At 63.0% G+C, this 14,595-nt stretch carries 17 protein-coding genes; 8 read left to right on the top strand and 9 right to left on the bottom strand.

The features are described 5' to 3' along the window. Positions 1 to 50 precede the first annotated feature (50 nt). Genes rsmD through KHO49_RS14790 form a run of 3 tightly spaced genes read right to left on the bottom strand, consistent with a single transcriptional unit; the run spans position 51 to position 3,509 of the window. Positions 51 to 671 (bottom strand): 16S rRNA (guanine(966)-N(2))-methyltransferase RsmD, encoded by a 621-nt coding sequence (gene rsmD / locus KHO49_RS14800; protein ID WP_123389951.1) that lies wholly within the window; start codon positions 669 to 671, stop codon positions 51 to 53. After that, positions 671 to 2,161, bottom strand: a complete 1,491-nt coding sequence (locus KHO49_RS14795) for a M16 family metallopeptidase (protein WP_123389949.1) — start codon at positions 2,159 to 2,161, stop codon at positions 671 to 673. Before KHO49_RS14795 ends, rsmD begins: the two co-directional genes overlap by 1 nt. Beyond that, positions 2,154 to 3,509, bottom strand: coding sequence for a M16 family metallopeptidase (locus tag KHO49_RS14790; protein WP_102881176.1), 1,356 nt, complete (start codon positions 3,507 to 3,509; stop codon positions 2,154 to 2,156). The genes KHO49_RS14795 and KHO49_RS14790 overlap by 8 nt, the downstream gene beginning before the upstream one ends. Positions 3,510 to 3,864: 355 nt before the next feature. On the opposite strand from KHO49_RS14790, the gene ftsY reads away from it, so the two are divergent. The 4 genes from ftsY (at position 3,865) to rpoH (ending at position 8,034) form a co-directional block, all read left to right on the top strand. Continuing rightward, complete coding sequence (gene ftsY, locus KHO49_RS14785) at positions 3,865 to 5,379, top strand: signal recognition particle-docking protein FtsY (RefSeq protein WP_102881175.1); 1,515 nt, start codon at positions 3,865 to 3,867, stop codon at positions 5,377 to 5,379. Then, entirely contained in the window at positions 5,376 to 6,047 is a 672-nt protein-coding gene (gene ftsE, locus KHO49_RS14780) for a cell division ATP-binding protein FtsE (protein WP_016967614.1), read from the top strand. Before ftsY ends, ftsE begins: the two co-directional genes overlap by 4 nt. Then, positions 6,044 to 7,066, top strand: a complete 1,023-nt coding sequence (gene ftsX, locus KHO49_RS14775; protein ID WP_102862090.1) for a permease-like cell division protein FtsX — start codon at positions 6,044 to 6,046, stop codon at positions 7,064 to 7,066. Before ftsE ends, ftsX begins: the two co-directional genes overlap by 4 nt. Positions 7,067 to 7,179: 113 nt before the next feature. Continuing rightward, positions 7,180 to 8,034 (top strand): RNA polymerase sigma factor RpoH, encoded by an 855-nt coding sequence (gene rpoH / locus KHO49_RS14770; protein WP_016967616.1) that lies wholly within the window; start codon positions 7,180 to 7,182, stop codon positions 8,032 to 8,034. A 97-nt stretch (positions 8,035 to 8,131) separates the two neighbouring features. Here rpoH and mtgA read toward each other — a convergent pair whose 3' ends face one another. Further along, entirely contained in the window at positions 8,132 to 8,854 is a 723-nt protein-coding gene (gene mtgA, locus KHO49_RS14765) for a monofunctional biosynthetic peptidoglycan transglycosylase (RefSeq protein ID WP_102862089.1), read from the bottom strand. 74 nt (positions 8,855 to 8,928) lie between these two features. Here mtgA and KHO49_RS14760 point away from each other — a divergent pair, with 74 nt between their 5' ends. From KHO49_RS14760 to trmB, 4 genes are all read left to right on the top strand, one after another. Further along, a complete protein-coding gene (locus KHO49_RS14760; RefSeq protein ID WP_102862088.1) occupies positions 8,929 to 9,309 on the top strand; it encodes a DUF423 domain-containing protein in 381 nt (126 codons plus the stop codon). A gap of 71 nt (positions 9,310 to 9,380) precedes the next feature. Beyond that, positions 9,381 to 9,581, top strand: coding sequence for a sulfur carrier protein ThiS (gene thiS, locus KHO49_RS14755; protein ID WP_162884096.1), 201 nt, complete (start codon positions 9,381 to 9,383; stop codon positions 9,579 to 9,581). A 162-nt stretch (positions 9,582 to 9,743) separates the two neighbouring features. After that, complete coding sequence (locus tag KHO49_RS14750; protein ID WP_007921204.1) at positions 9,744 to 10,538, top strand: thiazole synthase; 795 nt, start codon at positions 9,744 to 9,746, stop codon at positions 10,536 to 10,538. A gap of 9 nt (positions 10,539 to 10,547) precedes the next feature. Beyond that, a complete protein-coding gene (trmB, locus tag KHO49_RS14745; protein ID WP_016967620.1) occupies positions 10,548 to 11,273 on the top strand; it encodes a tRNA (guanosine(46)-N7)-methyltransferase TrmB in 726 nt (241 codons plus the stop codon). Positions 11,274 to 11,362: 89 nt separating this feature from the next. Here trmB and KHO49_RS14740 read toward each other — a convergent pair whose 3' ends face one another. From KHO49_RS14740 to KHO49_RS14720, 5 genes are all read right to left on the bottom strand, one after another. Continuing rightward, the gene (locus tag KHO49_RS14740; protein ID WP_213665207.1) at positions 11,363 to 11,911 is read right to left on the bottom strand and encodes an RNA 2'-phosphotransferase; all 549 of its coding nucleotides are present in this window, start codon (positions 11,909 to 11,911) and stop codon (positions 11,363 to 11,365) included. A 104-nt stretch (positions 11,912 to 12,015) separates the two neighbouring features. After that, on the bottom strand, positions 12,016 to 12,339 hold the full coding sequence (locus KHO49_RS14735) for a DUF3392 domain-containing protein (protein WP_011064021.1): 324 nt from the start codon (positions 12,337 to 12,339) through the stop codon (positions 12,016 to 12,018). Positions 12,340 to 12,348: 9 nt separating this feature from the next. Further along, the gene (gene hemW, locus KHO49_RS14730) at positions 12,349 to 13,551 is read right to left on the bottom strand and encodes a radical SAM family heme chaperone HemW (protein ID WP_249735522.1); all 1,203 of its coding nucleotides are present in this window, start codon (positions 13,549 to 13,551) and stop codon (positions 12,349 to 12,351) included. Then, the gene (gene rdgB / locus KHO49_RS14725) at positions 13,548 to 14,144 is read right to left on the bottom strand and encodes an RdgB/HAM1 family non-canonical purine NTP pyrophosphatase (protein WP_170001860.1); all 597 of its coding nucleotides are present in this window, start codon (positions 14,142 to 14,144) and stop codon (positions 13,548 to 13,550) included. Before rdgB ends, hemW begins: the two co-directional genes overlap by 4 nt. Beyond that, complete coding sequence (locus KHO49_RS14720) at positions 14,141 to 14,575, bottom strand: DUF4426 domain-containing protein (RefSeq protein ID WP_102881169.1); 435 nt, start codon at positions 14,573 to 14,575, stop codon at positions 14,141 to 14,143. Before KHO49_RS14720 ends, rdgB begins: the two co-directional genes overlap by 4 nt. Positions 14,576 to 14,595: the final 20 nt, after the last annotated feature.

The following is a 14,595-nucleotide window of genomic DNA, read 5'->3' as shown; positions in this document are numbered from 1 at the left end:
CGCAGCCCGGGTGGGCTGCGCAGCTTGTTCCGGCCGAGCGTAAACAGGTTCTACGCGGCGCTGTCTGCCATACGTTGCCACAAGGAGTAATACACCTGCCCGGATTTTTGCTCACGGTGCAGGCGCCAGCTGCCGGGCAGGCCCAGGGTCGATGGCGCGGTTTCGCTTTCGGTGTAGATCCAGGCGTCGTCCGCCAACCAGCCGCGTTCCTCCAGCAGGGCGCAGGCGGCGGGCAACAGGTTCTGGTTGAACGGCGGGTCCAGAAACGCCAGGTCGAACGGCGTGGCCGGCTGGGTTTCCAGGTAGCGCAGGGCGTCAGCGGTCTGCGCCTGGCCCACGGTGCAACGCAGCGTTCCCAGGTGCTCGCGCAGGCTGGAGACCGCTACGCTGCTGCTGTCCAGGGCCAGCCCCGAGGCGGCGCCGCGGGACAGGGCTTCAAGGAACACCGCCCCGCTGCCGGCGAACAGGTCGATGACCTTGGCCCCGGCCACATAGGGGGCCAGCCAGTTGAACAGGGTTTCGCGCACCCGGTCCGGGGTCGGGCGCAGCCCCGGCAGATCGGGGAAGCTCAGCTTACGGCTGCGCCACTCGCCGCCGATGATGCGCAGCTGGCCCACGCCATTGTGCTGGTTGTGGACGGGCTTCTTGCTGGGACGGGCTGGACGGGCCATCAGTGCTCCGGAACCCCGAGCGGCTGCTCGGCGGGTTTGTCAGTGGGGGGCGGCAACGGCTTCTGCGCGACGGTGGGGCCGGCGCTGACGATGACCATCTTGTCGACGCCGAGGTGTTTGTTCATGGCGGCCTTGACCTGTTCCACCGTCAGTGCCTGGGATTGACGCATGAAGTCCTCCAGGTAGCTCAACGGCAGGTTGTAGAAGCCCATGGCGCCCAGCTGGCCGACGATATCGGCGTTGCTGGCGGTGGACAGCGGGAAGCTGCCGGCCAGTTCACGCTTGGCGTCATCCAGTTCCTTCTGGGTCGGGCCGTTTTTCAGGTAATCGGCGAACACGTCCTGCACCAGTTTCAGGGTGCCTTCGCTCATTTCTGCGCGGGTCTGCAGGTTGATCATGAACGGGCCGCGGGCCTGCATCGGGGTGAAGCCCGAGTACACGCCGTAGGTCAGGCCGCGTTTCTCGCGCACTTCACTCATCAGCCGGGTGCCGAAGCCGCCACCGCCCAGGATCTGGTTGCCCAGGGACACGGCGGCGTAGTCCGGATCGTCACGGTCGATCCCCAGTTGCGCCAGCAGCAGGTTGGTCTGGCTCGATGGGAATTCGATGTGGCCGATGCTGGCCTTGGGTTCAGTGGGTTGCTCGACCTTCGCCAGGGCCGGGCCTTTGGGCAGGGCGGCGGAGACTTGCGCGGCGATTGCCTCAGCGTCGCTGCGCGACAGATCGCCGACCAGCGCGATCACCACGTTGCCGGCGGTATAGGCCTTGGCGTGGAAGGCCTGCAGTTGCGCCAGGCTGATGCCCGGAACACTCTTGGCGTTGCCCTCGCTGGCATGCGCATAGGGATGGCTGCCGTACAGGCGCTGCATCAGCTCCAGGCTGGCGAGCTTGCCGGGGTTCTGCTTCTGGTACTCGAAGCCGGCGAGCAACTGGTTCTTGATCCGCGCCAGGGAGTCGGCAGGGAAGGTCGGCTTGCCCACCACTTCGGCGAACAGCTCAAGCGCCGGTTCGCGTTTATCCACAGCGCTGAGGCTGCGCAGCGAGACCACGGCCATGTCCTTGTAGGCACCGTTGCCGATATCCGCGCCCAGGCTTTCAAAGCCCTGGGCGATGGCGCCCACGTCCTTGCCGGGCACGCCTTCGTTGAGCATGGCGTTGGTCAGCAGGGCCAGGCCGGAAGTGTTGCCGTCCTGGCTGCTGCCGGCGGCGAAGATCAGGCGCATGTCGAACATCGGCAGCTCGCGGGCTTCGACGAACAGTACCTTGGCGCCCTCGGCGGTGCTCCAGGTCTGCACATTGAGGTTGCGGTGGCTGGGGGCCTTGCCATCCAGCTCGGCCAGAGATTGCAGCTTCTGGCTGCTCTTGGCGTTGTCCAGGGCCTGGCTGGCATTACTCTCGCCGGAGCGCGACAGGTACAGGCCACCGGCGGTGAGCAGGGCGACCAGGGCCAGGCCCAGCAGGACCGGTGAAGCATTCTTGCGCTTACTCATGAGCGGACTCCTCAGGCAGTACATGGGCCACGCTCATACGCTCCCGGGTGAAATAGGTGCGGGCGGCTTTCTGGATGTCTTCCGGGGTCACGCTTTGCAGTTCCGCCAGCTCGGTGTCCATCAGCTTCCAGGACAGGCCGACGGTTTCCAGCTGGCCGATGGCACTGGCCTGGCTGGTGATTGAGTCACGCTCGTAGACCAGCCCGGCAATCACTTGTGCCCGGACCCGCTCCAGCTCTGCGGCCGACGGCGGGGTGGTTTTCAGTTGGTCCAGCAGGCGCCACAGCCCGGCTTCGGCCTGGGCGATGGTTTTCTTCTTCTGGCTGTTGGGGGTGGCCGAGAGGATGAACAGACTGTCGCCTCGGGTGTAGGCGTCATAGCTGGTGGAACCGTTGGACAGCAACTCTTCGCCGCGCTCCAGCTGGGTCGGAATGCGCGCGCTATAGCCGCCGTCCAGCAGGGCCGCGGCCAGGCGCAGGGCGTTGACCGAACGCTTGTCTTCAGCTGTGGCGATGCTTGGCACGTTGAAGGCCAGCATCAGGCTCGGCAGTTGGGTCTTCACATGCAGGGTGATCAGGCGCTCGCCGGGTTCGGCCAGCTCCAGGGGGATCTTCGCCGGTGGCACGTCGCGCTTGGGGATGGCGCCGAAATAGCGCTGGGCCAGGGTCTTGACCTCATCCGGGGTGACATCGCCCACCACCACCAGGGTGGCGTTGTTCGGCGCGTACCAGGATTGGTACCAGTGGCGCAGCTCCTCGACCTTCATCCGGTTCAGGTCGGCCATCCAGCCGATGGTCGGGGTGTGGTAGCCGCTGGCGGGGTAGGCCATGGCCTTGAAGCGCTCATAGGCCTTGGACAGCGGCTTGTCGTCGGTGCGCAGGCGGCGTTCTTCCTTGATCACTTCGATCTCGCGGGCGAACTCGTCGGCCGGCAGGCGCAGGCTGGCCATGCGATCGGCTTCCAGCTCCAGGGCCACGCCCAGGCGGTCGCGGGCCAGGACCTGGTAATAAGCGGTGAAGTCGTCGCTGGTGAAGGCGTTCTCTTCGGCGCCAAGATCCCGCAGGATCAGGGACGCTTCACCCGGGCCGACCTTCTCGCTGCCCTTGAACATCATGTGTTCCAGGGCGTGGGACAAACCGGTCTGGCCCGGGGTTTCGTAGCTGGAGCCGACCTTGTACCAGACCTGCGACACCACTACCGGTGCGCGATGGTCTTCGCGGACCACCACTTTGAGGCCGTTGTCGAGGGTGAATTCGTGGGTGGGTTGCGGGTCGGCAGCCAGGGCTGCAAGGGGCAGACAAACTGTGCTGAGCAGCAGGCCTGCAGCGCGGCGGGCTAGAGCATTCATTCGTTTTTAAACCTGTTGGGCTGCCCGCTTGGTCTTAGCCTGTGCGGGCGAGGAGGTGCTAGGATACTGATCCGTTTTACTGGCGGCCACGCCTATCAGGCTTGCACGAATCAGAGTGTGCTTGAGCAGGTTGTATGAGTTACCGGCAAAAAGCCTTGATTTGTCAGCTAAACTTCGACTTTTCGCCGATTTTGCCGTTCCAGTCCTTAAGTAAAATCGATCCTTGAAGTGCTTTTGGGCATTTCGACAACATGTTGCGCGTGAACAAGCTGGATGAAACACAGTCTGTTCTGCATCGAATATTTATTTACCGAAGCGCCCACTGGCGCATCGCTACCTTGAGATAGCCGTCTCCATGTTTGGTTCCAACGACGACAAAAAGACCCCAGCCGCGGCTGGCGAGAAGAAAGGCCTGTTCGGATGGCTGCGCAAAAAGCCGCAGGAACCCGTCGTCGAACAGCCGCAAGTGCCTGTCGAGCCGGTGCCGGCTCCGGTCATTGAAACCGCTCCCAGCGTAGCCCCGACCGAGCCGGTGGTGCTGTCGACCGGCGAGCCGGTGCTGCAACCCCGGGTCGAGGCCGAGCCGGTAGCGGCCGTTGCGCCCGAGCTGCCCCTGACTCCGAGCCCGGAGCACAAGCCCTGGCTGACTCTACCGGTAGCGGAAGAGCCGGTGGCCCTGGTGGAGGACGCTCAGGCGGAGCACGTCACTCCGCCGATTCCAGCCCTGGCCCCAGCATCTGAACCGGTGGTCGAAGCGCCGGTTGTCACCCCGGCCCCGGTGCTCGAAGTGCAAACGCCGGTAGCGCCGGCAGCGCCGGTATTCGTCGCGCCGGAGCCTGTTGCTCCTGCTCCTGCTCCTGCTCCTGTTGCCGAGCCGGTTGCCCAGGTGGCGGAGCCCGAGCCCGTGGTCGAGCCGGTCCGTCCTGTTGAAGAGAACAAGGTCGGTTTCTTCGCCCGCTTGAAGCAGGGCCTGTCCAAGACCAGCGCCAGCATTGGCGAAGGCATGGCCAGCCTGTTCCTGGGCAAGAAGGCCATCGATGACGAGTTGCTGGAAGACCTGGAAACCCGTCTGCTGACCGCCGACGTCGGGGTCGAAGCGACTTCGGTGATCATCCAGAACCTGACCCAGAAGGTGGCGCGCAAGCAGCTCACCGACTCCGATGCGCTGTACGCCTCGTTGCAGGCCGAACTCACCAGCATGCTCAAGCCGGTGGAGCAGCCGCTGAAAATCGTCGCCCAGAACAAACCCTTCGTGATCCTGGTGGTGGGCGTCAACGGCGCCGGCAAGACCACCACCATCGGCAAGCTGGCAAAGAAACTGCAGCTGGAAGGCAAGAAAGTCATGCTGGCGGCCGGCGATACCTTCCGCGCCGCGGCGGTGGAGCAACTGCAAGTCTGGGGCGAGCGCAACAAGATCCCGGTCATCGCCCAGCACACTGGCGCCGATTCCGCTTCGGTGATCTTCGACGCCGTGCAGGCGGCCAAGGCCCGTGGTATCGATGTGCTGATCGCCGACACGGCGGGGCGCCTGCACACCAAAGACAACCTGATGGAAGAGCTGAAGAAGGTTCGCCGGGTGATCGGCAAGCTCGACGCCGATGCGCCGCACGAGGTGCTGCTGGTGCTGGACGCCGGTACCGGCCAGAACGCCATCAACCAGGCCAAACAGTTCAACCAGACCGTGGAATTGACCGGCCTGGCCCTGACCAAACTCGATGGCACTGCCAAAGGCGGGGTGATCTTCGCCCTGGCCAAGCAGTTCGGTCTGCCGATCCGTTATATCGGGGTCGGTGAAGGCATCGATGACTTGCGTACTTTTGAAGCAGAACCCTTTGTCCAGGCACTGTTTGCCGAGCGGGAGCGTTCATGATTCGTTTCGAACAGGTCGGTAAGCGCTATCCCAATGGCCACGTTGGCCTGCATGAGCTGAGCTTTCGCGTCCGTCGTGGCGAATTCCTGTTTGTCACCGGCCATTCCGGCGCCGGCAAAAGCACCTTGCTGCGCCTGCTGCTGGCCATGGAGCGTCCGACCTCGGGCAAGCTGCTGCTGGCCGGGCAGGATCTGGGTCAGATCAGCAACGCGCAGATCCCGTTCTTGCGGCGGCAGATCGGCGTGGTGTTCCAGAATCACCAGTTACTGTTCGATCGCACGGTGTTCAACAACGTCGCTCTGCCGTTGCAGATCCTCGGTCTGTCCAAGGCGGAAATCGCCAAGCGCGTGGATTCGGCCCTGGAGCGCGTGGCCTTGTCGGACAAAACCGATCTTTACCCAGGTGATCTGTCCACCGGTCAGCAACAGCGCGTAGGTATTGCTCGAGCCATCGTCCACCGCCCGGCTCTACTGCTGGCGGACGAACCCACGGGTAACCTCGACCCGCGTCTTGCGGCGGAAATCATGGGCGTGTTCGAAGACATCAACCGCCTGGGCACCAGCGTACTGATCGCCAGTCACGACCTGGCGCTGATCGCGCGCATGCGTCACCGCATGCTGACCCTGCAGCGCGGCCGATTGATTGGCGACGGGGAGGCCGGCGTATGAGTGCCACACGTACCCCTAAAGTGGCGGAGCGCGTAGCGCCCAAGGCCTCCGAAGCACCGCCACCGAAGAAAAAGCGCGACGAGGACGACGGTCCGGATTTCGCCACCCTGTTGCATGCCTGGATCGAAAGCCATCGCGCCAGCTTGCTGGACAGCCTGCGGCGCCTGGGCAAGCAGCCCATCGGCAGTTTCTTTACCTGCCTGGTGATGGCTGTGGCCCTGAGCTTGCCCATGGGCCTGTCGTTGCTGCTCAGCAACGTCGAGCGCCTGGGCGGTTCCTGGCAGCGGGCAGCGCAGATTTCGCTGTACCTGGATCTGGGGGCTTCAGCCAGCGAAGGTGAGAAGCTTGGCGAAGAGATCAAGGGCCTGCCCGGTGTGGCGGATGCCGAGTTCATCAGTAAGGAAAAGGCGCTGGAAGAATTCCAGCAGCAGTCCGGCCTGGGTGAGGCTTTGCGCGAGCTGCCCCACAATCCGCTGCCGGGCGTAGTGCTGGTCACGCCGAGCGAAGTGGACAAGGCGACCCTGGAGGCCTTGCGTCAGCGGTTGTCGGAAATGCCCAAGGTGCAACTGGCGCAGTTGGACCTGGTATGGGTCGAGCGGCTGGCGGCCATCCTCAAGCTGGGGGACCGTTTTGTCTTCGGCCTGACGGTGTTGCTGGTTTCTGCATTACTTTTGGTGATAGGCAATACCATTCGTCTTCATATTGAAAACCGCCGCACAGAGATAGAAGTGATTAAACTCGTCGGCGGCACAGACAGCTATGTGCGCCGTCCCTTCCTTTATATGGGCGCGTTGTATGGCTTCGGTGCGGGGATTCTGTCCTGGGGCGTACTGGCGTTTGGCCTGAACTGGCTGAACGACGCGGTGATCGGTTTGGCCGGCTTGTACGGCAGTGATTTTGCCCTGGCGGGGGTGCCGGTTGCTGATGGTCTATCGCTCTTGCTTGGTGCGGTGCTGTTGGGTTATATCGGTGCGTGGATTGCGGTGGCCCGCCACCTGAGGGAGCTGGCACCGAAGTAATGTCATTTTGCTTGTATTGACCTTTCAGAATATTTGGGAACTTGTTTCGCGGTTTCCGGTCAATTTTCGCAGTGCTGAACTGCACGAGTTATGTGAGTCGGAGGTTTTTTCGTATGACCACTTCTTTGCAACCTGCTTACGCATTGGTTCCAGGCGCAAACCTGGAGGCCTATGTGCATACGGTGAACAGCATTCCATTGCTGACGCCCGAGCAGGAGCGTGAACTGGCCGAGAGTCTCTACTATGAGCAGGATCTTGAGGCGGCTCGGCAGATGGTGCTCGCCCACCTGCGTTTTGTCGTACATATCGCCCGTAGCTATTCCGGCTATGGGTTGGCCCAGGCTGACCTGATCCAGGAAGGCAACGTTGGCCTGATGAAAGCCGTGAAGCGCTTCAACCCGGAAATGGGTGTGCGCCTGGTGTCCTTTGCGGTGCACTGGATCAAGGCGGAAATTCACGAGTTCATCCTGCGTAACTGGCGGATTGTGAAAGTCGCGACCACCAAGGCTCAGCGCAAGCTGTTCTTCAACCTGCGCAGCCAGAAGAAGCGTCTGGCCTGGCTGAACAATGAAGAAGTGCATCGCGTGGCGGAAAGCCTGGGCGTCGAGCCCCGTGAAGTGCGCGAGATGGAAAGCCGTCTGACCGGCCAGGACATGGCCTTTGATCCGGCTGCTGAAGCGGATGATGACAGCGCCTTCCAATCGCCGGCCAACTACCTGGAAGACCATCGCTACGACCCGGCGCTGCAACTGGAAGATGCTGATTGGAGCGACAACTCCACCCACAACCTGCACGAAGCCCTGGAAGTGCTGGACGAGCGCAGCCGTGACATCCTCTACCAGCGCTGGCTGGCCGAAGAGAAAGCCACGCTGCACGACCTGGCGCAGAAGTACAACGTTTCGGCCGAGCGTATCCGCCAGCTGGAAAAGAGTGCGATGAACAAGTTGAAGCTGTCCATCGCCGCTTAAGCCTGAAGCGTCATGCAAAACGCCCCGAGATGATCGGGGCGTTTTTGTTTGCGCGTCTTTTGTAGGAGTGGCTTGTCGGCGAATAGGCCTGGTTTACCTAACCCGCCCACGGTGCTTTACGGGCTTCATTCAACCGATTCAGGTAATCGGCCCCACCCAACTGGCTCATCTGCCGCCGAACCCAGCCCGCCCGCTGCATCACGTAAGTGCTGGGCCGCGCTGCGCTCCACACCCTTGGATTGGGCAGGACAGCGGCCAGCAGGCTGGCTTGCTGGCGCGACAGGTTGGCCGCGCTGACGCCGAAGTGATGGCGCGCCGCGGCTTCTGCCCCGAACACCCCTTCATCCCATTCGACACTGTTGAGGTAGACCTCAAGAATCCGCTGCTTGGGCCAGAACACCTCGATCAGCGCGGTGAACCAGGCTTCCAGCCCCTTGCGCAAGTAGCTGCGGCCGGACCAGAGGAACAGGTTTTTCGACACTTGCTGACTCAGGGTGCTGGCGCCACGGATCGAACCGCCCCGTTCGTTGTGGATCAACGCTGCCTGGATTGCATCGATATCGAAGCCCCAGTGCTCGGGGAATTTCTGATCCTCGCCGGCGATCACCGCCACCTTGAGGTTGTCGGAGATTTCATCCCAAGGCTTCCAGGTGCGTTGCAGGTCGATGGGGTCGTTGTCGATCCAGGATTCGACCTTGCGCTCCACCATCAGGGCGGTGCCCGGCGGCGGCACGAAACGGAACAGCAGCACCAGCAGCACGCTGCCGACGACGAACCACATCAAGGCTTTTACAAGGCGACGAAACAGATAACGCAGCATAGAGATGGCTTGGCCGAACCCGTTGAGCGCGCCATTATACAGACCCTTTGCGCTGAATCTGACTGGAGTTCCTCATGTTGCGTGGCTTCCTGATGCTGGCCGCTTTCTTCGGTTTCACCGGGGTCGCCCTGGGTGCCTTTGCCGCTCACGGTCTGAAAAACCGCCTGAGCACCGAGTACCTGGCTATTTTTCATACAGGGGTCACTTACCAGCTGGTGCATACCCTGGCGCTGTTCGGCGTCGCCTTGCTGGCGGCGCATATTCCAGGGCGGCTGGTGACCTGGGCCGGCATCGCGTTCACCCTGGGCATCCTGTTGTTCTCCGGCAGCCTGTACCTGTTGACCCTGAGCGGCATCAGCAAGCTGGGCATCATCACTCCTTTCGGTGGCCTGGCCTTCCTGGTTGGCTGGTTCCTGCTGGGCCTTGCCGCCTGGCGCCTGCAAGGTGCTGGCTGACGCTTGTAGCTGACCTTTAGGTCACGATCGGGCTAGAATGCTGGCCCCTAAAAATGATGGCGGCCTTGAGCATGCGCATTCAGTTGAACGGTGAATCCTTTGAACTGCCCGACGGCTCGACCGTTGCGGCCCTGCTGACCCGTCTGGACCTGACCGGACGCCGGATCGCGGTGGAACTCAATCTGGATATCGTTCCGCGCAGCCAGCACGCCGAGACCGCCCTCAACGAGGGCGACCAGGTGGAAGTGGTCCACGCCATCGGCGGCGGCTAGCCACTGGCGTCAATCGCGCTGCTACGTATTCTGCGCAGCGCCCTGGCCCGACTCCGGGCCTCTCCCATGGAAGACGCGTTCACCGGCCCCGGAATGAGGGCTCCAGGGCCCCGGGCCTGATGAAGAATTCTGCAAGAACCTCACCCCAACAGAGGATTTCCGATGAGCAACGTTCGTAGTGACAAGCCTTTCGTCCTGGCCGGTCGGACGTACCAGTCGCGTTTGCTGGTAGGCACCGGCAAGTACCGCGACATGGAAGAAACCCGCCTGGCCATCGAGGCCTCGGGTGCCGAGATCGTCACCGTCGCCGTGCGCCGGACCAATATCGGCCAGAACCCGGGCGAACCGAACCTGCTGGATATCCTGCCACCGGATCGCTACACCATCCTGCCCAACACCGCCGGCTGCTATGACGCAGTGGAAGCGGTACGCACCTGCCGCCTGGCCCGTGAGCTGTTGGATGGCCACAACCTGGTCAAGCTGGAAGTCCTGGCCGATCAGAAGACCCTGTTCCCCAACGTGCTGGAAACCCTCAAGGCCGCCGAAGTGCTGGTCAAGGAAGGTTTCGACGTGATGGTCTACACCAGCGATGACCCGATCATCGCTCGCCAACTGGCGGAAATGGGCTGCATCGCGGTCATGCCCCTGGCGGGCCTGATCGGCACCGGGCTGGGGATCTGCAACCCGTACAACCTGCAGATCATCCTCGAAGAAGCCAAGGTTCCGGTGCTGGTGGATGCCGGTGTCGGCACCGCCTCCGACGCCACCATCGCCATGGAGCTGGGCTGTGAGGCGGTGCTGATGAACTCGGCCATCGCCCATGCGCAGCAACCGGTGCTTATGGCCGAAGCCATGAAACACGCAATTGTCGCGGGCCGCCTGGCGTACCTCGCCGGTCGCATGCCGAAGAAACTCTATGCCAGCGCCTCCTCGCCGCTGGATGGTCTGATCAAGTAAGAGCCATTGATGACTGAATCAAACGACACGCCAATCCAGCCGGAAGCCGGCGACGAGCGCCAACACCGCCGTATCAAGAGTTTCGTGATGCGCGCCGGGCGCATGACCGAAGGCCAGCAGCGCGGCCTGGACCAGGGCGCGCCGCTGTACGTGCTGCCCCTGGCTGACGCCCCGGTGGACTACGACCAGGTGTTCGGCCGTTCAGCGCCGCGCTCTTTGGAAATCGGCTTCGGCATGGGCCACTCGCTGCTGGAAATGGCCGCGGCGGCTCCGGAGCAGGACTTCATCGGCGTGGAAGTTCACCGTCCGGGTGTCGGCGCGCTGCTCAATGGCGTGCTGACTCAGGGTCTGACCAACCTGCGGGTCTACGATTGCGACGCCATTGAAGTGCTCAATCGCTGCATCGCCGACAACAGCCTGGATCGGCTGATGCTGTTCTTCCCCGATCCGTGGCACAAGAGCCGGCACCACAAGCGCCGCATCGTCCAGGCCTCCTTCGCCGAGCTGGTGCGCAGCAAGCTCAAGGTGGGCGGCATTCTGCACATGGCCACCGACTGGGAGCCCTATGCCGAATACATGCTGGAGGTGATGAACGTCGCCCCGGGTTACCGCAACCTGGCCGAAGACGGCAAGTGCGTACCGCGCCCGGCCGAACGCCCGATCACCAAGTTCGAGCGTCGTGGCGAGCGCCTGGGCCATGGCGTGTGGGATCTGAAGTTCGAAAAAATCGACTGAGCCGGACTCGCTGTTGTAGGAGCTGGCCGGGCGGCGTTCCGCTGCCAGCGAAGGTGCCCTTAAGGACGCCTTCGCCAGCAAGCTGACTCCTACAGGACTTGGATGAAACTCACCGGCACCTGGTCGGTCAGCCACACTCCATTCTCTGCCTGATAGAAGGTGAAACCCTGGGCCTGCATGGCCTGGGCGTCGACCTGCAGGATCACCACCTTGCCGTAACGCTGGCCCACGGCCTTGGCGGTTTCGATTTCCTGGGACAGGTGCACGTGGTGCCGTGAGCCCGGGATCAGCCCCTTCTCATTGATCGACTCCATGAAGCGCGTGGCAGTGCCGTGGTAGAGCACGGCGGGTGGTTGCTTTGCCTCAAGCTGCAATTGCACGGCCTTGTTGGAGTGTCCCTGAACGGCACGAATTCGCTGGCCGTCGGCGGAGAGGGCGAAGCGCTTTTTGTCGTTGCCTTCGACCACCCGCTCGATCAGTTCCCGGTTCAGTTGCCTGCCGTTCTTGGCCGCGCCGCTGATCAGCGCGTCGATATTGCCCCAGCCTTGGCTGTCCAGCTCAAGACCGATGGCCTGTGGCTCGTGGCGCAGCACGTAGCTGAGGAACTTGCTGGTGTCCTCGATGATTTTCTTGCTCATGTTCTTCCTTGATAACGGGGGCGGCCGTTGGATTGCGTTCGCCGGCAAGCCGGCTCCTACGGGGGGCTGTAGGAGCCGGCTTGCCGGCGAAGGGGGTCGACAGGTCAGCGACGATCAGCGACCACGCCAATCAGCACCAGCACCACCAGCAGCACCGGCGCCAGGCTGTAGTTGTTGAACTGACTCAGGCCGCGGACGATCCATGGCGTGGCGTAGATCAGCGCCAGGCCGCTGCCGACCATGCACAGCAAGGCCATCAGCGGCACGCGCAAGGCGCCGGCGATGCCGCCCAGGCGTTGCTCGACCCAGCCCTTGATGTCCGCGCCGAACAGCACCAGCAGGCAGCCCACCAATGCCAGGGCGATTTCCGAGAGGTTGCTGCGACTCCAGCGGGACACGGTGGCAAGCAGGTCGAGTACCAGATCCATGTGATTTCCTTAGATCAGAAAGTATTGCAGCAGGTCATTGAGGAAGAGTTGCCCGCGGGCCGTGGCCGCCAGGCGTGACGGTTCGACCTGCAACAAGCCACTTTGTTCGGCCTGGCGCCGACCTTCGGCAAGGCTGGCCAGATCCAGGCCGGTGCGTTGGGCGAACAGCGCCGCTTCCACACCGTCGGTAAGGCGCAGAGCGTTCATCAGGAACTCGAACGGCAGCTCCTCGTTGCCCAGGGCCTTCTCGCCGGCCTTGAACGGCTTGGCCGGGTTCAGGTAGTCCTTGGGCAGGCGGGTCTTCCAGGTGCGCAGAATGCGCCCGTCCGGGTGGCTGAGCTTGCCGTGGGCACCGGCACCTATGCCGATGAAGTCGCCAAAGCTCCAGTAGTTCAGGTTGTGCCGCGCTGCGCGTCCGGGCTGGGCGTAGGCCGAGACTTCGTACTGGGCGTAGCCATGCTCGGCCAGCAGGGCCTGGCCGGCTTCCTGGATATCCCACAGGGTGTCGTCTTCCGGCAGCACCGGTGGCTGGTTCCAGAACACCGTGTTGGGTTCCAGGGTCAGCTGATACCAGGACAGGTGGGTCGGCTTCATGGCGATGGCCTGACGCAGATCGCCCAGGGCATCGTCCAGGGACTGATCCGGCAAGCCGTGCATCAGGTCCAGGTTGAAGTTGTCGAACCCGGCCTGGCGCGCCATGCCAGCGGCGCGAATCGCTTCGTCGCCGTTGTGGATGCGGCCCAGGGCCTTGAGTTTCTGTTCCTGGAAGCTCTGGATGCCGATGGACAGGCGGTTGATTCCCAGGGCGCGATAGGCGGTGAATTTCTCCTGCTCGAAGGTCCCGGGGTTGGCTTCCAGGGTGATTTCGATATCGCTGGCGAAGGCGATGCGTTGTTCCACGCCCTGGAGCAGCCGCCCCAGGGCCTGGGCGCTGAACAGGCTCGGAGTACCGCCGCCGAAGAAGATCGAACTCAGCTCGCGGCCATGCACCGCGTACAGCTCCAGGTCGAGGTCGGCCAGCAGGGCGTCGACGTACTCTTCTTCCGGCAACGTCGGGCTGGCGGCGTGGGAGTTGAAATCGCAATAAGGGCATTTGCGTACACACCACGGGATGTGGATGTACAGCGCCAGGGGCGGCAACTGGGGCAGCGCCGCCCGAGGCGTTGGCGCGCCGCCGAGAATCAGCGGCGACGCGGATCGGTCCTGGCTCATTGCAGGCCCAGGCGTTGCCGCAGAATGGCCATGGCGCGGGCGCGGTGGCTGAGCTGGTTTTTCTCCACGGGGCCCAGCTCGGCGCTGGAGCAGTCACGTTCCGGCACCCAGAACAGCGGGTCGTAGCCGAAACCGTGTTCGCCACTGGCGGCGGTGAGGATGCGCCCGTGCCACAGGCCTTCGCAGAGGATCGGCAACGGATCGTCGGCGTGCCGCACCAGGGCCAGGACGCAGACGAACTGCGCGCCGCGTTGCTCCTCGGGCACATCCTTCAGGGCTTCGAGCAGCTTGGCGTTGTTCGCCGCGTCGCCCTGGCCGTCGGCATAGCGCGCCGAGTAGATGCCCGGCGCGCCGCCGAGAAAGTCCACGGCCAGGCCGGAATCGTCCGCCAGTGCCGGCAAGCCGGAAATGCGCGCCGCATTGCGCGCCTTGAGGATGGCGTTTTCGACGAACGACAGACCGGTTTCTTCCGGCTCGACGCTGCTGAACTCGCCGATCGAGCGCAGTTGCACCGAGGCGCCGAGCATGGCCTGGAGTTCTTTGAGTTTGCCGGCGTTGTGGCTGGCCAGTACGAGTTGCGTGAGGTTCATTATTCGCCCGGGAATAGCTCTTGGTTGAAGCTGAAGCTGTTGGTGTCACCGCCCGTTTGCACGGTGATGGTGAACGTACGGTTTTCTTGCTGTTCCACCGGGAACTGGGCGATGTAGTAGATCGCGCCCTGTTCGGTGATCTGGCGGAATTTCAGCGGGATGCTCTTGCTGGTCAGGTCCTTGACCGTACCGCTGACCTGGCCGACCAGCGGCTTGCCATCCTTGATCAGGGAGACGTTGATCACGCCCTGGTTCTTGCTGCGAACCAGCTCCGCAGCCCTGGCGATGTCAGGCTGCAGGTAGGTGGAGTTGAAGGTGTTGTAGTGCACGGTGATGTCACCGAACACTTCCTTGCGTTCGCCCTTGATCGGGTCCGCGGCCAGGGCGCTCAGGCTCAGGCAGGCGGCCAATAGAAATGTAACCAGACGTCCCATGGTGGTTCTCCTCGATGCAA

Origin of the sequence: Pseudomonas sp. RC4D1 (assembly GCF_018390395.1) — a bacterium.
In the GTDB taxonomy this organism is placed as follows: domain Bacteria; phylum Pseudomonadota; class Gammaproteobacteria; order Pseudomonadales; family Pseudomonadaceae; genus Aquipseudomonas; species Aquipseudomonas danubii.
This window is presented reverse-complemented; position numbering and strand designations above follow the sequence as displayed.